The 18,334-nt window shown below is 71.6% G+C and carries 13 protein-coding genes and 3 pseudogenes; 15 read left to right on the forward strand and 1 reads right to left on the reverse strand.

The annotated features are described in order from the left end of the window. The first annotated feature begins 14 nt into the window (after positions 1–14). The 5 genes and pseudogenes from WJ438_RS36455 to pgm all read left to right on the forward strand — a co-directional run bounded on the left by WJ438_RS36455 (position 15) and on the right by pgm (position 5,284). Positions 15–836 (forward strand): STM4013/SEN3800 family hydrolase, encoded by an 822-nt coding sequence (locus tag WJ438_RS36455; protein WP_406729918.1) that lies wholly within the window; start codon positions 15–17, stop codon positions 834–836. Next, positions 833–2,206 (forward strand): STM4012 family radical SAM protein, encoded by a 1,374-nt coding sequence (locus WJ438_RS36460; RefSeq protein WP_406728969.1) that lies wholly within the window; start codon positions 833–835, stop codon positions 2,204–2,206. The genes WJ438_RS36455 and WJ438_RS36460 overlap by 4 nt, the downstream gene beginning before the upstream one ends. A gap of 10 nt (positions 2,207–2,216) precedes the next feature. Beyond that, positions 2,217–3,125 (forward strand): STM4011 family radical SAM protein, encoded by a 909-nt coding sequence (locus WJ438_RS36465; protein ID WP_406728970.1) that lies wholly within the window; start codon positions 2,217–2,219, stop codon positions 3,123–3,125. Further along, on the forward strand, positions 3,122–3,550 hold the full coding sequence (locus WJ438_RS36470; RefSeq protein WP_406728971.1) for a hypothetical protein: 429 nt from the start codon (positions 3,122–3,124) through the stop codon (positions 3,548–3,550). The genes WJ438_RS36465 and WJ438_RS36470 overlap by 4 nt, the downstream gene beginning before the upstream one ends. Positions 3,551–3,644: 94 nt before the next feature. After that, a pseudogene (gene pgm / locus WJ438_RS36475) lies at positions 3,645–5,284 on the forward strand (phosphoglucomutase (alpha-D-glucose-1,6-bisphosphate-dependent)). 48 nt (positions 5,285–5,332) lie between these two features. On the opposite strand, the gene WJ438_RS36480 reads toward pgm, so the two are convergent. Further along, the gene (locus tag WJ438_RS36480; protein WP_406728972.1) at positions 5,333–5,857 is read right to left on the reverse strand and encodes a hypothetical protein; all 525 of its coding nucleotides are present in this window, start codon (positions 5,855–5,857) and stop codon (positions 5,333–5,335) included. A gap of 658 nt (positions 5,858–6,515) precedes the next feature. On the opposite strand from WJ438_RS36480, the gene WJ438_RS36485 reads away from it, so the two are divergent. The 10 genes and pseudogenes from WJ438_RS36485 to WJ438_RS36530 all read left to right on the forward strand — a co-directional run bounded on the left by WJ438_RS36485 (position 6,516) and on the right by WJ438_RS36530 (position 18,320). Continuing rightward, entirely contained in the window at positions 6,516–6,950 is a 435-nt protein-coding gene (locus WJ438_RS36485; protein WP_406728973.1) for a cupin domain-containing protein, read from the forward strand. Positions 6,951–7,022: 72 nt separating this feature from the next. Beyond that, a complete protein-coding gene (locus tag WJ438_RS36490) occupies positions 7,023–8,288 on the forward strand; it encodes a glycosyltransferase family 4 protein (protein ID WP_406728974.1) in 1,266 nt (421 codons plus the stop codon). Further along, complete coding sequence (locus tag WJ438_RS36495) at positions 8,285–9,100, forward strand: transferase (RefSeq protein ID WP_406728975.1); 816 nt, start codon at positions 8,285–8,287, stop codon at positions 9,098–9,100. The genes WJ438_RS36490 and WJ438_RS36495 overlap by 4 nt, the downstream gene beginning before the upstream one ends. 134 nt (positions 9,101–9,234) lie before the next feature. Beyond that, a complete protein-coding gene (locus WJ438_RS36500) occupies positions 9,235–10,266 on the forward strand; it encodes a hydroxyacid dehydrogenase (protein ID WP_406728976.1) in 1,032 nt (343 codons plus the stop codon). Then, positions 10,263–11,699: pseudogene (locus tag WJ438_RS36505) on the forward strand (DUF2264 domain-containing protein). Before WJ438_RS36500 ends, WJ438_RS36505 begins: the two are co-directional and overlap by 4 nt. A gap of 273 nt (positions 11,700–11,972) precedes the next feature. After that, the gene (ctaD, locus tag WJ438_RS36510) at positions 11,973–13,733 is read left to right on the forward strand and encodes a cytochrome c oxidase subunit I (protein ID WP_406728977.1); all 1,761 of its coding nucleotides are present in this window, start codon (positions 11,973–11,975) and stop codon (positions 13,731–13,733) included. Next, a complete protein-coding gene (locus tag WJ438_RS36515) occupies positions 13,730–14,071 on the forward strand; it encodes a hypothetical protein (RefSeq protein ID WP_406728978.1) in 342 nt (113 codons plus the stop codon). Before ctaD ends, WJ438_RS36515 begins: the two co-directional genes overlap by 4 nt. A gap of 208 nt (positions 14,072–14,279) precedes the next feature. Then, entirely contained in the window at positions 14,280–15,122 is an 843-nt protein-coding gene (locus WJ438_RS36520) for a hypothetical protein (protein ID WP_406728979.1), read from the forward strand. A 440-nt stretch (positions 15,123–15,562) separates the two neighbouring features. Continuing rightward, positions 15,563–15,913, forward strand: coding sequence for a hypothetical protein (locus tag WJ438_RS36525; protein ID WP_406728980.1), 351 nt, complete (start codon positions 15,563–15,565; stop codon positions 15,911–15,913). 421 nt (positions 15,914–16,334) lie between these two features. Continuing rightward, positions 16,335–18,320: pseudogene (locus WJ438_RS36530) on the forward strand (discoidin domain-containing protein). The last annotated feature ends 14 nt before the right edge of the window (positions 18,321–18,334 follow it).

Below are 18,334 nucleotides of genomic sequence, written 5' to 3' on the forward strand. Positions count from 1 at the left end.
TGAACGTGCCAGACATGAACGCGATCGTCGGCAGCCACGACATCCTGCTCGTCACGCTCGACACCCTCCGCCACGATGTCGCCGCCGCACTCGCCGCCACCGGTCGCACCCCGAACCTGGCCCGTCTGCTGCCCGGTGGGCGGTGGGAGGAGCGGCACGCCCCGGGGAGCTTCACCTATGCCTCGCACCAGGCGATCTTCGCTGGCTTCCTGCCGACGCCCGCCACCCCCGGCCCGCACCCCCGCCTGTTCGCGGCGCGCTTCGCCGGCAGCGAGACCACCGCCGACGGCACCTTCGTGTACGACACCCCGGACCTGGTGTCGGGCCTGGCGAAGGAGGGCTACCGTACGGTGTGCATCGGCGGAGTCGGCTTCTTCAACCAGCGGGGGCCCCTCGGCTCGGTACTGCCCGGCATGTTCCAGGAGTCCCACTGGGAACCGGAGTTCGGTGTCACCTCACCCACGTCCTTCGAGGCCCAGGTGACCCGCGCGGAAGAAGTCGTACGGGAACTGCCCGACGAACAGCGCCTGTTCCTCTTCGTCAACGTGGCCGCCCTGCACCAGCCCAACTGGTTCCACCTGCCCGGCGCGACCCGGGAGGACGGTGACACCCGCGCGACGCACGCCGCCGCCCTCGAGTACGTCGACCGGCACATCGGCCGGCTCTTCGCCGCCGCGAGCAGCAGACGCCCCTGCTTCGTCGTCGTCTGTTCCGACCACGGCACCGCGTACGGCGACGACGGGTACACCGGCCACCGCATCGGCCACCCCTCCGTGTGGACCGTTCCCTACGCCCACTTCCTCCTGGACCACACCCCGGCCGAGGCCGCCCGATGACCACCGCCACCAGTCCCCATCCCCGCACCGACGGCACGCACCCGGCGAGCCCCTACCAGAGCTACGTCTACGCCTACCCGCACAAGACCGCCTACCGGAAGCTCCCCGACCGCCCGCCGCTGCGCACCCTGTGGGCCACCGAACCCAAGGACGCGCTCTCCCTCTACCTGCACATCCCGTTCTGCGAGGTCCGCTGCGGCTTCTGCAACCTGTTCACCCGCATCGGCGCCCCGGACGGCTTGACCGGCGCCTATCTGGACGCCCTGGACCGGCAGGCGACCGCCGTGCGGGAGGCCCTCGGAGAGCGGGACGGCGTGCGGTTCGCCACGGCGGCCTTCGGCGGCGGCACTCCCACCTTCCTCACCGCCGCCGAACTCGAGCGGCTCTGCGACATCGCCGAACACCGGATGGGCGCCGACCTGCGCGCCGCCCCCCTGTCGGTGGAGGCCTCACCCGCCACGGCCACCGCCGACCGGCTGGAGGTCCTGGCCGCGCGCGGCACCACCCGTCTGAGCCTCGGCGTCCAGAGCTTCGACGACACCGAGGCCCGCGCCGCGGTACGGCCACAGCGCCGCGCCGACGTCGAAGCGGCCCTCAGCCGCATCCGCGACGCCCGGATCCCCGTACTCAACATCGACCTGATCTACGGCATCGAAGGCCAGACCGGGCGGACCTGGCTGCGCTCCCTGGACGCGGCCCTGGCCTGGCACCCCGAGGAGCTCTACCTCTACCCGCTCTACATACGCCCCCTGACCGGCCTGGGCCGCCGCACTCAGGGAGCCGAGCCGGCCTGGGACGAGCAGCGGCTGCGCCTCTACCGCCTGGGCCGCGACCATCTCCTCGCCCGCGGCTACACCCAGCAGTCCATGCGCATGTTCCGCCGCGCCGACGCCCCACCGCAGGGCGCCGACGACTACGCCTGCCAGACCGACGGCATGATCGGTCTCGGCTGCGGCGCCCGCTCGTACACCGCCGGCCTGCACTACTCCTTCGACTACGCCGTCGGCATGCACGAGATCCGCGGCATCATCGACGACTACGTCTCCCGCCCGGCCGCCGACCTGGCCCGCGCCGAGTACGGCAGGCCCATCGACGCCGACGAGGCCCGCCGGCGCCACCTCATCCAGTCACTGCTCCAGGTGGACGGCCTCCACCCCGCCGACTACCGGGCCCGGTTCGGCACCACGCCCCATGACGACTTCGGCACCGAACTGTCCCGGCTCGCCGACCGCGGCTGGCTGACGGACGACGACCCGCGCACCCCGGTGCTGCGCCTGACCCCGGAAGGGCTGGCCCACTCCGACGCCATCGGCCCGGAGCTGTTCTCCCCGGCCGTACGGGCCGCCATGGCCGCCTACGAGCGGAAGTGAGAACCGGCTCATGGACCTGACCGCGCTCTACCGGGGCCCGCTCGCCTCGTGCGACTACGACTGCCCGTACTGTCCCTTCGCCAAGCGCCGTGACAGCCGGGAGCAACTGCGCGCCGACCGCGCCGCCCTGGAACGGTTCACCCACTGGGCCACCGCGCAGGCCGGCGACCGCCTCTCCCTCCTCTTCACCCCCTGGGGTGAGGGCCTGGTCCGCTCCTGGTACCGGCGCGCCCTGACGGAACTCTCCCACCGGCCCCACATCCGCCGGGTCGCCATCCAAACGAACCTCAGCTGCCGTACCGACTGGCTCGCCGACGCCGACCTCGCCACCCTCGCCCTGTGGTGCACGTACCACCCGGGGCAGACGCCGTACGACCGCTTCCTGGCCAAGTGCCACCAACTGACCCGCCTCGGCGTCCGGTTCAGCGTCGGCATCGTCGGCCTGCCCGAGCACCTGGAATCCGCCCGGCGGCTGCGCGCCGAACTGCCGGACCAGGTGTACCTGTGGGTCAACGCCGCCGAGGGCCACACGTACGACGACGCCGAGGCGGAGGTGTGGACGGCACTGGATCCGCTGTTCGGCTACAGCCGCCACCCCCACGCCAGTGCGGGCCGGCTCTGCCGCACCGGGGAGTCGGTGATCTCCGTCGACGGCGAGGGCACGGTCCGCCGCTGCCACTTCGTCCGCACCGAGCTGGGCAACCTCTACGACGGCACCTACCGACAGGCACTGGGTCCCCGCGCCTGCCCCCTCACCAGCTGCGACTGCCACATCGGCTACGTCCACCTGGAGACACTGCCGCTGTACGACGTGTTCGCGGGCGGTGTCCTGGAACGCATTCCGGCGTCGCCCGTGCAGCCCGGCCCGAACGACCGGGCGGGTTTGCCGCGGGAATCAGCGGCAAGTCGGTGTCCATGAGTGAACAGAACAAGAGCCCGAATCAGAAGACCACCTCCACCCGGACCGCCGCGTCCAAGGCCCGGAACGCCACGGAGAAGGCGACCGCCCCCGTCGAGCGGGTGGCCTCAGGCGCCGCCGGCAAGGCGGGTGACGCGGCGTCAGCGGCCAAGTCGGGCGCCGAGCGCGCGGCCGGAGCGGCGAACGGCGCCGTGCAGAGCGCGGCCAGGGGAGTCGAGGCGGGCCGCAGGGCGGTCGTCGCCACCTCGGGTCAGGTCGCCGCCACCGCGGTGACCGCCTGGACGGTCCTCTCGAACCGCAAGCTCGTCGCCGCCGGTGTCGGTGCCGGCCTGACCGTACTGAGCACCGCGTCCTACGTGGTGGGCCGCCGTGCGGAACGCCACACCCGGGGTCCTCTCACACGGATGACCGGCGGACGCATCTGACCCGGGGGCGGGCGGGTCCACTCGCGCGGTGCGGCCTCGAAGAGGAAGGATGGGTTCGCAAGCGCAGAATCAATCCCTGCCAAGGAGTGGGCACATGCAGCACGAGCGAGCGGGTGGCCCGGCCGGCCCGAGGATCTCGTCGACGTCGCTCGGCTGGTCACGGCGTACTTCGCGGTGCACCCGGACCCGGAGGAGGCCGGGCAGCACGTCGCGTTCGGGACGTCCGGGCACCGCGGCTCGTCCCTGACGGGCGCGTTCAACGAGGACCACATCGCCGCGACCAGCCAGGCCATCTGCGAGTACCGCGCGGGTCAGGGCACCGACGGCCCCCTCTTCCTGGGCGCCGACACCCACGCGCTCTCCGAGCCGGCCAGGGTCACCGCCCTGGAGGTGTTCGCGGCCAACGGGGTCACCGTGCTCATCGACAGCGCCGACGGATACACGCCGACCCCCGCGGTCTCGCACGCGATCCTCACCCACAACCGGGGCCGCACCACGGGCCTCGCCGACGGCGTCGTCGTCACCCCGTCCCACAACCCACCCGCCGACGGCGGTTTCAAGTACAACCCGCCCAGCGGCGGCCCCGCCGGCTCCGAGGCGACCACCTGGATCCAGGACCGGGCGAACACCCTGATCCGCGGCGGTCTGAAGGACGTCCGGCGCATCCCCTACGCCCGTGCCCTCGCCGCCCCCGGCACCGGCCGCCACGACTTCCTGGGGACGTACGTCGCCGATCTGCCCAGTGCGCTGGACCTGGACGCGATCCGGGCGGCCGGCGTCCGGATCGGCGCCGACCCGCTGGGCGGGGCGTCCGTCGCCTACTGGGGCCGCATCGCCGAACAGCACGGCCTCGACCTCACCGTGGTCAACCCGCTCACCGACCCCACATGGCGGTTCATGACCCTGGACTGGGACGGCAGAATCCGCATGGACTGCTCCTCGCCGCACGCTATGGCCTCTCTCATCGCGCAGCGGGACCGCTTCGACATCGCCACCGGCAACGACGCGGACGCCGACCGGCACGGCATCGTCACCCCGGACACGGGCCTGATGAATCCCAACCACTACCTCGCCACCGCCATCAACTACCTCTACGCACACCGCGAGCAGTGGCCGTCCGGGGCCGGCGTGGGCAAGACGCTGGTGTCGTCCGCGATGATCGACCGCGTCGCCGCAGACCTGAAGCGCGAACTGGTCGAGGTGCCCGTCGGCTTCAAGTGGTTCGTGGACGGACTGGCGGACGGCACCCTCGGCTTCGGCGGGGAGGAGTCCGCCGGCGCCTCCTTCCTGCGCCGCGACGGTTCGGTGTGGACCACCGACAAGGACGGCATCCTCCTCGCGCTGCTCGCCTCCGAGATCACGGCGGTCACCGGAAAGACCCCCTCAGAGCACTACGCCGCTCTCACCGCGCGCTTCGGTGAGCCCGCCTACGAGCGGATCGACGCCCCGGCGACCAGGCAGGAGAAGGCCCGCCTGGCGAAGCTCTCCCCGGCACAGGTCACCGCCGCCACCCTCGCGGGGGAGAAGGTCACCGCGGTGCTCACCGAGGCCCCCGGCAACGGCGCGTCCATCGGAGGCATCAAGGTGAGCACGGCCAACGCCTGGTTCGCGGCACGCCCTTCGGGAACCGAGGACGTGTACAAGATCTACGCCGAGTCCTTCCAGGGTCCCGACCACCTCCGCCGGGTGCAGGAGGAGGCCAGGACGGTGGTCCTGTCGGCGCTGGGCGGCTGAGCGGTGCCGCGCCGCCCGCCGCCCGGCACGAGGGCCGGCGGCGGCGCGTCAGCCCGAGCGGACCGCCGACGTGGTCGGGGAGGGGGAGGCGAGTCCGGTCGGCAGCGACGTCGCCGTGGGCAGCTCCGCGGGGATGTCCTCCGACTGCTGCAGCACGGTGTCGCCGGGCCCCTGGCGCGGTGCGCCCGTGCCGGTGGACAGCAGGGACCAGGCGCCCAGGGCCACCGCGATCGCGGCGGCCGTGCCGATCACCCGGCAGACCCGGCGCACTCTGGCCCTGCCGTCCAGATCACGCCACGACGGCCCCTCCCACGGGTCCTCGGGGTGCCACAGGTCACCGACGAAGGCCGTCGTGTCGTCCCCCTGTCCCTCCGTGTCGCCACGGGCGTCGGCGCGCGCCGGCTGCGGCTGCCACCCCGCCGCCCGCTGCAGCGCGGAGGGTTCGACGGGGGCGGAGGAGCGAATGGCACGCTCGTTGTCCGTGAGGAACCGTTGCCAGACCTCGTCCGGCGGGGACGGCACTCCGTCCCCGCCCTCCGGCGTCTCGCCGTTCTCCGGTCGCTGCGCGGTCACGTCCGTTCGTTCCTCTCCGGTGCGGGAGCCCGCCGACGACACCACAGCCGACTCGCACCAGGACCCCGACAGGATCATCGCACAGCGCAAAATCCGAAGACCAGTGGCCCGACGGCCGACGTTTTCGCACTTTCCTTCCTCCCTTCGCCCCACCGGACGCACATGCCGCACCGGTGGCGCGAGCAGCACTCCGGCAGGCTCCGGACGAGGTGGGCTCGGTTGGGCGAAGGTCCGATGCGGGGGCCGGGACGGGTCGGTGACCGTTGCATGGTCTGAAGGCGGGGGCGTCCGCGGACATGGTGGCCGGACCGGGTGTGGGCATGCTGCTCCTCGTGTCGCGGGGCCCCGCCTTCGCCGGACTCGTCGGCGGCCGGCGCCGTACCGCGGTGATTGGCGTTACGGCCCTGCTGCTGCGCGAGGACCTGGCCCAGCACGTTGGCCTGCCGCCCGACGACGACGTGACGATGCTCCTGCTGCGCCACCACCGTCACGGGCGTGGCGTCCCACCCCCCGTGAGGTGCGCGAGCGGCCGGGGGCGGCCTCGCGACTGCTCGTGGCGGTCTCCGCGGACCGGCTCGCCGCCCTGCCCTCCTGAGATGGCAAATACGCATGCTAGATTCCTATTTGAGGGCCCCCGGGCACAGGACGGTGACACCCGATGACGGCAGACGGCGACGACGCCACCACCACTGAGCACGACGGCGGCCCCCCGCTGCCGCGGACGCTGTGCGACACGGCAGCGCTGGCGGCGCTCGAGGATGCGCCAGGCGCCCTGTGGCGGCTCGCGGAGTCGGGACGGCAGCTCGACGCCAACGTCGTACGCATCCCGCCCGGCCGGCGGGTCGACACCCACCGCGAGCCCGACCTCGACGTCCTCCTGCTCGTTCTGGCGGGCGAGGGCTCGCTGACCGCGCCCGACGGCACGCAGCCCCTGCGCGCGGGCACCCTGTTCTGGCTGCCGCACGGCTCCACGCGGAGTCTCGCCGCCGGCGACGAGGGACTGACCTATCTGACCGTGCACCGGCGCCGCCCCGGCCTGCGGATCAAGTCATCGGGCGCCCCGAGTCCTTCGGCCGGCCCTCCCCCGCAGTGACAAGGTGAAACCGACACCAAAAAAGTGACCAGAACAGACAACTTCTGAACACTTCAGGCGGTCTAGTCCGCCATGAAGATCTCTTTCCTGATCCACAACGCCTACGGGATCGGAGGCACGATCACCACCACGTTCAACCTCGCGGCGGCGCTGGCCGAGCGCCACGACGTGGAGATCGTCTCCGTGTTACGGCACCGGGAGCACCCCCACCTCACCCCACACCCCGGAGTGAGGCTGCGGGCCCTGGTGGACCTCAGACGGGAACAGGACGACCCCCGGTACCGCGGACCGGCAAAGGTGTTCCCCTCGGCCGAGTACCGCTACCAGCAGTACAGCGAGTTGACCGACCAGCGGATCGCCGAGTGCCTGGAGGGCATCGACGCCGACGTGGTCATCGGGACCCGGCCGGGACTCAACGTGCACCTCGCGCTCCAGGCCCCACGGCACGTCGTACGCGTCGGCCAGGAACACCTCACCCTCGACAACCATCCGCCGAAGCTGCGCACCGTCCTGCGCCGCGTCTACCCGCGGCTCGACGTGCTCACCACCGTCACGGAGGCGGACGCCGGCGCCTACCGGCGCAAGATGCGGCTGCCCGGGGTACGGGTGGAGGCCCTCCCGAACAGCGTCCCCGACCCCGAGCTGCCCGCCGCGGACGGCACCGCCAAGCTGGTGATCGCGGCCGGCCGACTGGTCCCCGTGAAGCGGTACGACCTGATCATCGAGGCGTTCGCCCGGGTCGCGGCCGAGTACCCGGACTGGCAGCTGCGCATCTACGGCAAGGGCGAGGAACAGGCCGGGCTGCGGCGCCTGATCGAGTCGCTCGGCCTGTGGAACAACGTTTTCCTCATGGGCGCGGCGACCCCCATGGAGGCGGAGTGGGTCAAGGGCTCGATCGGCGTGGCCGCGTCCAACTTCGAGTCGTTCGGCATGACGATCGTCGAGGCGATGCGGTGCGGACTGCCCGTCGTCAGCACCGACTGCCCCTACGGGCCCGGTGAGATCATCAAGGACGGAGTCGACGGCAGACTGGTGCCGGTCGGGGACGCCACCGCCCTCGGCGCGGCCCTGCTGGACCTCGTCCGCGACGACGAACTGCGCCGCCGTATGGGCAGGGCGGCCCTCGACAACGCCCGTCGTTACGCCCCCGGCCCCGTCGTGGCGCAGGCGGAACGCCTGGTCCGGGAAGCCGTGGCGGCCCGAAGCGCCGGGCAGCGCCTCACACCGGAGGACGGCCGCAAACACCGCACCCTGGCCGGCCAGGGCCACGCCGCCGCCGACCTCGCCCGCGCCGCCGCGTCCGACGCGCTGCGCACCCTCCGGAAGGGACGCCGATGAGTACCCAGCGGGACACGGACGACCTGCGCGCCCACTGCACCGCTGACGCCGACGGCCGGATCACCTTCCGCCTCCGGCTCCGATCGCCCGGCCGCCCTCGACTGGCACTGGTCCCACAGCCGAAGAAGAACCGGCCGGAGCGGCCACCACACCTTCTCGGCCTCGAACCCCACGGCGACGACGGAGACGTCCGGGCGGTGCTCGCACCGCGACCGGAACTCGCGGAGGGCCGCTGGGACGCGTATCTGCTGAGGGAGCCGGACGCCGGACGGGAACGGTTGCGTCCCGGCCCGCGGGACCTGCGCGCGCTCGTCGACGGAACACTTCGGGTCAGACCGTCCCCGGTGGCGGTCCGAGTGCCCTATGCCACGAAGGACGGCTTCCTCGCGGTCCGGGCCTGGCTGCGTACCGCCCACGCCGAGGCCTGCCGGCTCGACATCACCGACGGTGCGATGACGGTCCGCGCGCGCCTGCACGGCGCCGAACTCACCGACGGGGCAGAGGTGCTGCTCCGGCTTCGGGGAGACAGGGCCACCATGCGCGGTTACCGGCCGCGGGCGGAGGGCAACGCGTTCGACTTCTCCGTGCCCTTCGCGGAGTTGGCGGCCGCGGCGGCCGCCAACCAGGTCTGGGACGCCTTCCTCCGGCCTGCCGCCGACGCCCCGCTGGTCCGGATCGGCCGGCTCCTCGACGACGTGGCCGACCGCAAGAAGGTGTGCGTGTACCCGGCGTCCGCGGTCGGCGGGGCCACCCTGCGCCCCTACTACACCGTCGACAACGACCTCGCCGTCGAGGTGACCGCGGCGGGCTGATCGCGGCACCCCGACTGACGTTCGACCGCTTTGCCTTCTCCCGACCGGTCTCTTGACCGTCCGCCGGTCGGACGGTGACGATTCCCGTGTTCCGCACAGCCACCGCCGGTGGTCGAAGGAGTCCTGACCCCGCCATGACCGAGCACACGCCCGGCCCCGCTTTCCGAACCCGTGCGGCGCTGGCGATGTCCCCGGACGTCGCCGCGGCCGTCCTCGACGCCGACTCGCAGGCGGCCCTCGCCGCGCTGTGCGATCCGGCGCCCCTTCCGGTGCTGGACGACTTCACCACGCCTCACGCGCGCGGCGTGCTCGCCGATGTCGACCTGCTGGTCACGGGGTGGGGCTGCCCTCCCCTGGACGCCGAGGTCCTGCGTGCGGCGCCCCGCCTGCGGGCCGTCGTGCACACCGCGGGCAGTGTGCGCGGCCATGTCACCGACGCCTGCTGGGAGCGCGGCATCGAGGTCTCCTCCGCCGCCGCGGCCAACGCCGTGCCGGTCGCGGAGTACACCCTCGCCATGATTCTGCTCACCGGCAAACGGGTCCTGGAGAGCGCGCGCGACTACCGCACCACCCGGACCCGGCCCGACTGGCTGCGCCCCGACCGCGCCACCGGTAACCACCGCCGCACCGTGGGCATCCTGTCCGCCTCCCTCATCGGCCGTCGCGTCATCGAACTGCTGCGCCCGCACGACCTCGACGTCCTGCTGTACGACCCGTACGTCGACGACCGGGAAGCGGCCGAACTCGGAGTACGCCGCGTGGAGTTGGCGCAGCTGTTCCGGTGTTCCGACACGGTCAGCGTGCACACCCCGCTGCTGCCCGCGACGCGTGGGCTGGTCGGCCGCGAACTGGTCGACTCCATGCGGCCCGGCGCCGTACTCATCAACACGGCCCGCGGCGCCGTCGTCGACCATGACGCGCTCACCGACGCCGCGCTGGCCGGCCGCATCCGTGCCGTGCTCGACGTCACCGACCCCGAAGTCCTGCCGCCCCACCACCCTTTGTGGCAGTGCGAGCACGTCCTGCTCACCCCCCACCTCGCCGGATCCCAGGGCAACGAGCTGCGCCGCCTGGCCGATCTCGCGCTCGCCGAGATCGCGCGCTGGGCCGCCGGAGACGGCTTCCTCCACCCCGTACGACGCGAAAGGCTGGCCTTCCTCGCATGAGCGTCCCGTTCGAGTTGCCCGCCGAGAACCGCGACCTGAGCCCGCACACCGGCTGCACCCGCGCCCACGGGGAGGCCGCGGCGGACGGGCTCCTCACGGCGACCTGGCGCTGGAGCACCCCGGCCACGCCCTGCTGGACCTGCCGGGGCTCCCCTCCCGCTCGGGCGTGCGCTCCGACGGTCTCGAGGGATACGCGAGGACGTTCCTCGCCGCCGCGTTCCGGGTGGCCGCACGGACGGGGACGACCCCCACGGCCGGCTGGAGCGCTACGCGAGTGGACTCGCCGCTGGCACCCGTACCCCGGGCCGTGACGACACCGAGTCCTGGCCGCTGATCCTCGACTTCACGACGCAGGGCCAGCCCATGGTCGAGTCGGCGTCGATCGCCCTCGGCCTGCGCCTGGCCACCTTCTGGCTGTGGAAGAACCTCGACCCCGACGTGCGGGACCGCGCCGAGGAATGGCTGCGGGGCGCGCTGACCGACGACGGACTGCTGAGCCTCGGCCGGCACGGCCCGCACGACGCCGTGCTGCAGCCCTACTCGGACCCGGCGTCACCACTATCGGGCGTCGAAGGCCTTCGTCGCGCTGCCCGCCCCCGCCGGCCACGCCCTCCGTACGGACCGTGAGGAGCCCGCGCCGGTGGAGGAGGGCGACCGCGTGCTCGCCCTGCCCGCGCCCGGACTGCTCGTCCAGGCAACCCGGGCCGACGGAGTCGTCCGACTGCACAATCACGGCAGCCACCATGTGAGTCCTTACCAGGCGGAGTCGGCCCAGGCGGAGTCGGCGGCCGAGGCGCCCCGTACTACGGGCGCCAGGCTTACTCGACCCGCACCGGCCCGACCGCGCCCGGGAACATCGCCGCCCACCACCTGTCCGTGGTGGTCGGCGGCCGGCCCAGTGTCCGCCGCCGCTTCCACCCGCTGGGCGCCGGACACGGCGAGGGATGGGGCTGGGCGGCCTCCTGGCACCGGCCGATGTTCGTCGACGGCCCGACGATGGTGCCGGGCCTGCGGGTGGAGAGCGTCACGGTGGCCACGGCCGCCACGAGCTGCGGGTGCACCGGGTGGTGGGGGCACCGGCGGACTCCCGTGTCACCCACACCGGCTGGGCCATCGGCCCCGACGAGCCGCTGCTCTCGTCCCTGCACGGCCCGTACGGCTGGGACGATCCCGCCCCGGGCCTCGTCCGCGCACCCCAGGGCACGGCCTTCACCCGCTGGGCGCGGGTACCACGGCTGACCGGCCGGTCCGACGGCACGTCCGTCCACGTCAGCCTGGCGAGCCTGACCGCCGCACCGGACCCCGAGCCCTTGGGGGAGGCGGTCCGGGAGACCCGGGTGGACGAGGCAACGATCGAGGTCGGGTGGGCCGGCGACGGAGCCCGCACCTGGATCGCGTTCGACCCGGTGCAGGTCGACCACACACAGCAGTGACGCCGCGGGGACCCCCGTCGCGGGCAGCGGCCTGTGCCGCACCGGCGGAGCATCCCGGAACGCGGACCCCCTTTGCGGTACGGGTCCGTGCGCTGAACGGCCCCCGCCACCTGGCGGGTCGTCCCGGAGTCCTGAAGGGTCGTCTCGACCGGTGCGTGGGCCGCCGACCGACCGGCACACACCGCGACGCGCCGAGTACGGGTCTTACCACTACGGCCGCGGGTGCGGAATCCTGCCGGAGGGATCCTGAGCCCATGAGCAAGGAGCGGAACAGTGGCGGTGCACAATGCGTCGGACTTGGTCGAGTCGGCCACCTACGTGGACGAACTGCCGGTCCGGCGCAAGCACCCCGGAAAAGTCGTCATCGCATGGCTGACTACAACCGATCATAAGACCATTGGCACGCTGTATCTCACGACGTCATTCGGATTCTTCGTTCTCGGCGGTATCCTGGCGCTGGTGATGCGCGCCGAACTCGCCCGGCCCGGTCTGCAGATCATGTCGAACGAGCAGTTCAACCAGGCGTTCACGATGCACGGCACGATCATGCTGCTGATGTTCGCGACGCCGCTGTTCGTCGGATTCGCGAACTGGATCATGCCGCTCCAGATCGGCGCGCCCGACGTCGCCTTCCCGCGGCTGAACATGTTCGCCTACTGGCTCTACCTGTTCGGCTCGCTGATCGCGCTCGGCGGCTTCCTCACCCCGGACGGGGCCGCCAGCTTCGGCTGGACCGGCTACGCCCCGCTGTCCGACGCGGTCCGCTCGGTGGGCGCCGGCTCCGACATGTGGATCATGGGTCTGACCCTCCAGGGCTTCGGCACCATCCTCGGCTCGGTCAACTTCATCACCACCATCATCTGCATGCGCGCCCCCGGCATGACGATGTTCCGCCTGCCGATCTTCACCTGGAACGTGCTGCTCACCGGCGTGCTGGTGCTGCTGGCCTTCCCGGTGCTGGCCGCCGCGCTGTTCGCGCTCGAGTACGACCGGAAGTTCGGCGCGCACATCTTCGACGCGACCAACGGCGGGGCGCTGCTGTGGCAGCACCTGTTCTGGTTCTTCGGCCACCCCGAGGTGTACATCATCGCGCTGCCGTTCTTCGGCATCGTCTCCGAGATCGTCCCGGTCTTCTCCCGCAAGCCGATCTTCGGCTACATGGGGCTGGTCGGCGCCACCATCGCGATCGCGGGTCTGTCGGTGACGGTGTGGGCGCACCACATGTACGCCACCGGCGGCGTGCTGCTGCCGTTCTTCTCCTTCATGACCTTCCTGATCGCCATCCCCACCGGGGTGAAGTTCTTCAACTGGATCGGCACCATGTGGAAGGGGTCGCTGAGCTTCGAGACGCCGATGCTGTGGTCCATCGGCTTTTTGGTGACCTTCCTGTTCGGCGGGCTGACCGGCGTCATCCTGGCCTCGCCGCCGCTGGACTTCCACGTGACCGACTCGTACTTCGTCGTGGCGCACTTCCACTACGTGGTGTTCGGCACGGTCGTCTTCGCGATGTTCGCCGGCTTCCACTTCTGGTGGCCGAAGTTCACCGGCAAGATGCTCGACGAGCGGCTCGGCAAGGTCACCTTCTGGACGCTGTTCATCGGCTTCCACGGCACCTTCCTGGTCCAGCACTGGCTGGGCGCCGAGGGCATGCCGCGCCGCTACTCGGACTACCTCGCGGCCGACGGCTTCACCGCGCTGAACACGGTCTCCACGATCGCCTCGTTCCTGCTCGGCATGTCGCTGCTGCCGTTCTTCTACAACATCTGGAAGACCGCCAAGTACGGCAAGAAGATCGAGGTCGACGACCCGTGGGGCTACGGCCGCTCCCTGGAGTGGGCCACCGCGTGCCCGCCACCGCGGCACAACTTCCTCACCCTGCCGCGGATCCGCTCCGAATCCCCGGCGTTCGACCTGCACCACCCGGAGATCGCGGCGTACGACAGGGAGGTCAACCGTCCGGAAACCTCCGCGATCCAGGCCCCCCGGGGAGCAGCAGAAGTGATCTCACCGCCCAGCGCGTGGAGGAGCAAGTGAACCCCATCCAGGACAGCGCCCGAGGCCTCAACCAGCTCGAGGGATACCTGCTGTGGGCGGCCGAGCTCGAGGACGCCCGGCAGCGGGCCGGCCGATTCACCGAGCAACTGCCGTGGCTGACGACCGCACAGCGCGAGGACGTGGAGCACCTCTACACCGCCGACCGGATCGCGTCCTCCCGCGCCTCACTCGTCCGGATCTGCGACCGTGCGGCCGAGCTCCGCGGCGAGTACGAACACCGCTACCAGCAGCTCCGGATGCGGTGCGTCGCCGCGGCGGTCGTGGGCGTGGTCAGTGGTGTGGGCGCGGCGATCGCCGCGATCCTCACCGGGTCATGAGAGACCGCCACGGCGCAGATGGGGGACGTTGCCCGGACTCGCGCGGGGTGCGAGGCGTTTTGGCGAAGTCGAAGTCAGGCTGAACCCCATGGCTTCATCGATCCCCATGGCTTCATCGATCGAAGGTCCGCATCGCGGGCGCCCCCGAGTTCCGTCCCGGGGCGGCCGACGGGCCGCCGGCCTCGTCCGGGTACGCGGACGGCTGCAGATGTCGGCCGTCGCCTTCCTGGTGACGGCGGTCCTCACCGGCTGCGGAGCGATCACCGGCAGCACGGCGCGGGAGTCCCCGACGGTCGCCGCACCCACGGCCGCCACCTCCCCAGCCGTCACGCCCGAGGCCGCGCCACCGGCGGCCGAACCGCCTGCGGCCGGACCACCCGCGGTCGGATCCCCGGAGACCGGAGCCCCCGGCGTCGAGAGCACCGCACAGGGCAGGCCCGACGCCGGCGCGCACCCGGAGACACCCGCCCCGCTCGGCGGCCTCGGCCCCCGGACACTGGCGCTGATCCCCGAGAACGCCCGCCAGGCCGTCGTCGTCACCGGCACGGGCAGAAATGCGAACCGCTCCGAGGCCGTGCTGTACCGGCGTACCGCCTCGGGGTGGCGGGCGGGCACCCCATGGCCCGCCCGCAACGCCCTCAACGGCTGGACCGACGACCACCGGGTGGGAGACCTCCGTTCGCCGATCGGCGTGTTCACCCTCAGCGACGCGGGAGGGCTGCTGCCCGACCCGGGCACCCTGCTGCCGTACGACGAGTCATCGGGATTCGCCATCGGCGGCACGGGCTTCGTGGGGGAGCCGCTCGCCGGGTCCTTCGACTACGTCATCGCGATCGACTACAACCGCGTCCCGGGCACCTCACCGCTCGATCGGACACGGCCGCTCGGCGCCGACCGGGGCGGCGGCATCTGGCTGCACGTGGACCACCAAGGGCCCACCCAGGGCTGTGTGAGCCTGGAGGAACCGCACATGAGACAGCTTCTGCTGGCGCTCGACCCCGCGCAGCACCCGGTGATCGTCATGGGGGACGCCGGGTCACTGCGCAGGTGAACGCGGTCCTGGGGAGCCGGTGCCGTACACACGGCCGCAGGACGCGCAGGCCGCGGCGGGCCGCGCGCTCATCAGGACACGCCCGTTCGGGTGGTGATGGCGGGCGCGCACCGGTCGGCAGGCCGGTGCGCGCCCGCCATCACCGATGTGAGGCCCACACCCCTCCCTCCGACCCGCTGCCGAAGGTGTTCGTCCCGGTGACCGCCCGGCGATCGGTCCGGACACCGCCACCGGGCGGTCACCGGGGGCGCGGCAGTCACTCGGGCGAAGGCGGTAACGCTCGATGTCTCCCTTGGGGATTCAATTGGGGAGTCAATGCTCATATTCGGCTGCAACAGACGATAATCGGAACTCGAATGCGTGGGCAGGTTCCGCGGGGTGGGCACGGACGGGTGGACGCGAGCACCGGAGCGCGCTGGGAAAGACCCTAGGCTGTGCCCATGGAGCAGCGCGAGATCATGCAGCGGGGCGTCGGCATCCTCACCGAGGCCCTCGAGATGCGGCGGCAACTCCGAGAGAACCCGGACGCCGAGGTGGTGAGGAGCGGAGCCGTCTCCAAGCTTCTCGAAGAGATGCTGCCGCACATCCAGTTGCCGGCCGACGCGAACGCCCGCGAGGTGGCGGAGATCGTCACCGAGAAGCTGGGGCCCGCCATCGTTCACATCACCTCCGCACTCACCTTCGCCTTCGTGCAACTCGCCGAAGTGCACGACGCGGGCCGCACGGACGTGTCCTCCGCGGACGTCCTGCGGGCCATCTCGCTGCGCTACGAACCGGGGGCCGAGCGGTAACCGGCCGGGACTTCGCCCCGCATACACGGACGCATGTTCTCAGGCCGGGGCGCCGCCGCAGCCGATCTCGTTCCCGTCGGGTCGCGGTACACGGCCTTGCGGACACCGTTCCGGTAGGTCTCCTGCCGCGTGGGCCGCGCCCTCTCGCGGTGATAGCGCCATGCGCCCATCCCGGGTCCGCTCCACCGCCGTCCGTCCCGGACTCTTGACTCCCTACGCGCCAGTAGCCATGCTCGGCGCACGCCTTGTTCTGGTCATGACAATCGGGTGGACCCGGGTCACCGGCCCGGACCGCCCGGTGGGCCGAACGTGCCGTGCCGCTGACGGAGGGACGTGGGACGTGAGCACCGCTCGACGCCGGTACGGCGGCGGACGCCGCCGAGTCGCCCTCGTGACACTGCTTCTGCTCGTGCTCACCATGATGTACCTCGGCCCCACGTCCAGTTCCGCGGCCGACGGCGACTGGTGGGCGCCGACCGCACGGCCGGCGCCGGACTCCGGGATCGGTGTCACCGGCGAGCCGTTCACCGATACCAACGCGCGGGGCGAGGTCCGCGGGTTCGTCGACGCGCACAACCACATCATGTCCAACGAGGCCTTCGGTGGTCGGCTCATCTGCGGCAAGCCCTTCTCCGAGAAGGGGATCGCCGACGCGCTCAAGGACTGTCCCGAGCACTACCCCGACGGCTCGCTCGCGATCTTCGACTTCCTCACCAACGGCGGTGACGGCAGGCACGATCCCGTCGGCTGGCCCACCTTCAAGGACTGGCCGGCCCACGACTCGCTGACCCACCAGCAGAACTACTACGCCTGGATCGAGCGGGCCTGGCGCGGCGGGCAGCGGGTCCTGGTGAACGACCTCGTCACCAACGGCGTGATCTGCTCCGTGTACTTCTTCAAGGACCGCAGCTGCGACGAGATGACGTCGATCCGGTTGCAGGCGAAGCTGACCTACGACATGCAAGCGTACATCGACAGGATGTACGGCGGCACGGGCAAGGGCTGGTTCCGGATCGTCACCGACAGTGCCCAGGCCCGTCAGGTTGTCGAGCAGGGCAAGCTCGCGGTCGTCCTGGGTGTGGAGACCTCCGAGCCGTTCGGCTGCAAGCAGGTCCTGGACATCGCCCAGTGCGACAAGGACGACATCGACGCCGGGCTGGACGAGTTGTACGACCTCGGCGTACGCAGCATGTTCCTGTGCCACAAGTTCGACAACGCACTGTGCGGGGTGCGCTTCGACGAGGGCGCGCTCGGCACCGCGATCAACGTCGGACAGTTCCTGTCGACCGGCACCTTCTGGCGGACCGAGAAGTGCACGGGGCCCCAGCATGACAACCCCATCGGCCTGGCCGCCGCACCCGGAGCCGAGGAGGAACTGCCGGCCGGCGTCAAGGTCCCCGCCTACGACGAGGACGCCCAGTGCAATGTACGGGGTCTCACCGACCTCGGTGAGTACGCCGTGCGCGGAATGATGAAACGCAACATGATGCTCGAGGTCGACCACATGAGCGTCAAGGCCACCGGCAGAGTGCTCGACCTCTTCGAGGCCGAGTCGTACCCCGGCGCACTCTCCTCGCACAGCTGGATGGACCTGAACTGGACCGAGCGCGTCTACGGCCTCGGCGGCTTCGTCGCCCAGTACATGCACGGCTCCGAAGACTTCGTCGAGAAGGCGCGGCGCACGGAGGCGGTGCGCGACAGGCACGGCGCGGGCTACGGCTACGGCACCGACATGAACGGCGTCGGCGGCTGGTCCGCACCGCGCGGCGCCGATGCGCCCCACCCCGTCACGTATCCCTTCCGCAGTGTGGACGGCGGGTCCGTCATCGACCGGCAGACCACCGGTGAGCGCACCTGGGACCTGAACACCGACGGGGCCGCGCACCACGGACTCGTCCCCGACTGGATCGAGGACATCCGGCGCGTCGGCGGCCAGGACGTGGTGGACGACCTCTTCCGGGGCGCCGAGTCCTACCTCGACACCTGGGGCGCCTCCGAGCAGCACCGGGCGGGGGCAACCTCGCCGAGGGCGCCCCGGCGACCGGCAGTTCGGCCGAGTGGAACCCGTTCACCAGCTACGCGCCCGGCCGGGCGGTGGACGGCGACCGGGGCACCCGCTGGGCCAGCGACTGGAGCGACGACCAGTGGCTCCGGATCGACCTCGGTTCCACCCGGGAGGTCGGGCGCGTCACGCTCGACTGGGAGCGCGCGTACGGGACTTCCTACCGCATCGAGCTCTCCACCGACGGCTCGAACTGGCGGACCGCCTGGTCCACGGTCTCCGGGGACGGCGGCCTCGACACGGCCCGCTTCCCCGGAACCGGCCCGCCACGTCCGTGTCCGGTTCCTGGACCGGGGGACCGACTGGGGCTACTCCCTGCGCGAGGTCGGCGTCCACAGGAGCTGACGGCGGTCCCCGCC

Origin of the sequence: Streptomyces sp. GD-15H (genome assembly GCF_045291515.1) — a bacterium.
Taxonomy (GTDB): Bacteria; Actinomycetota; Actinomycetes; order Streptomycetales; family Streptomycetaceae; genus Streptomyces.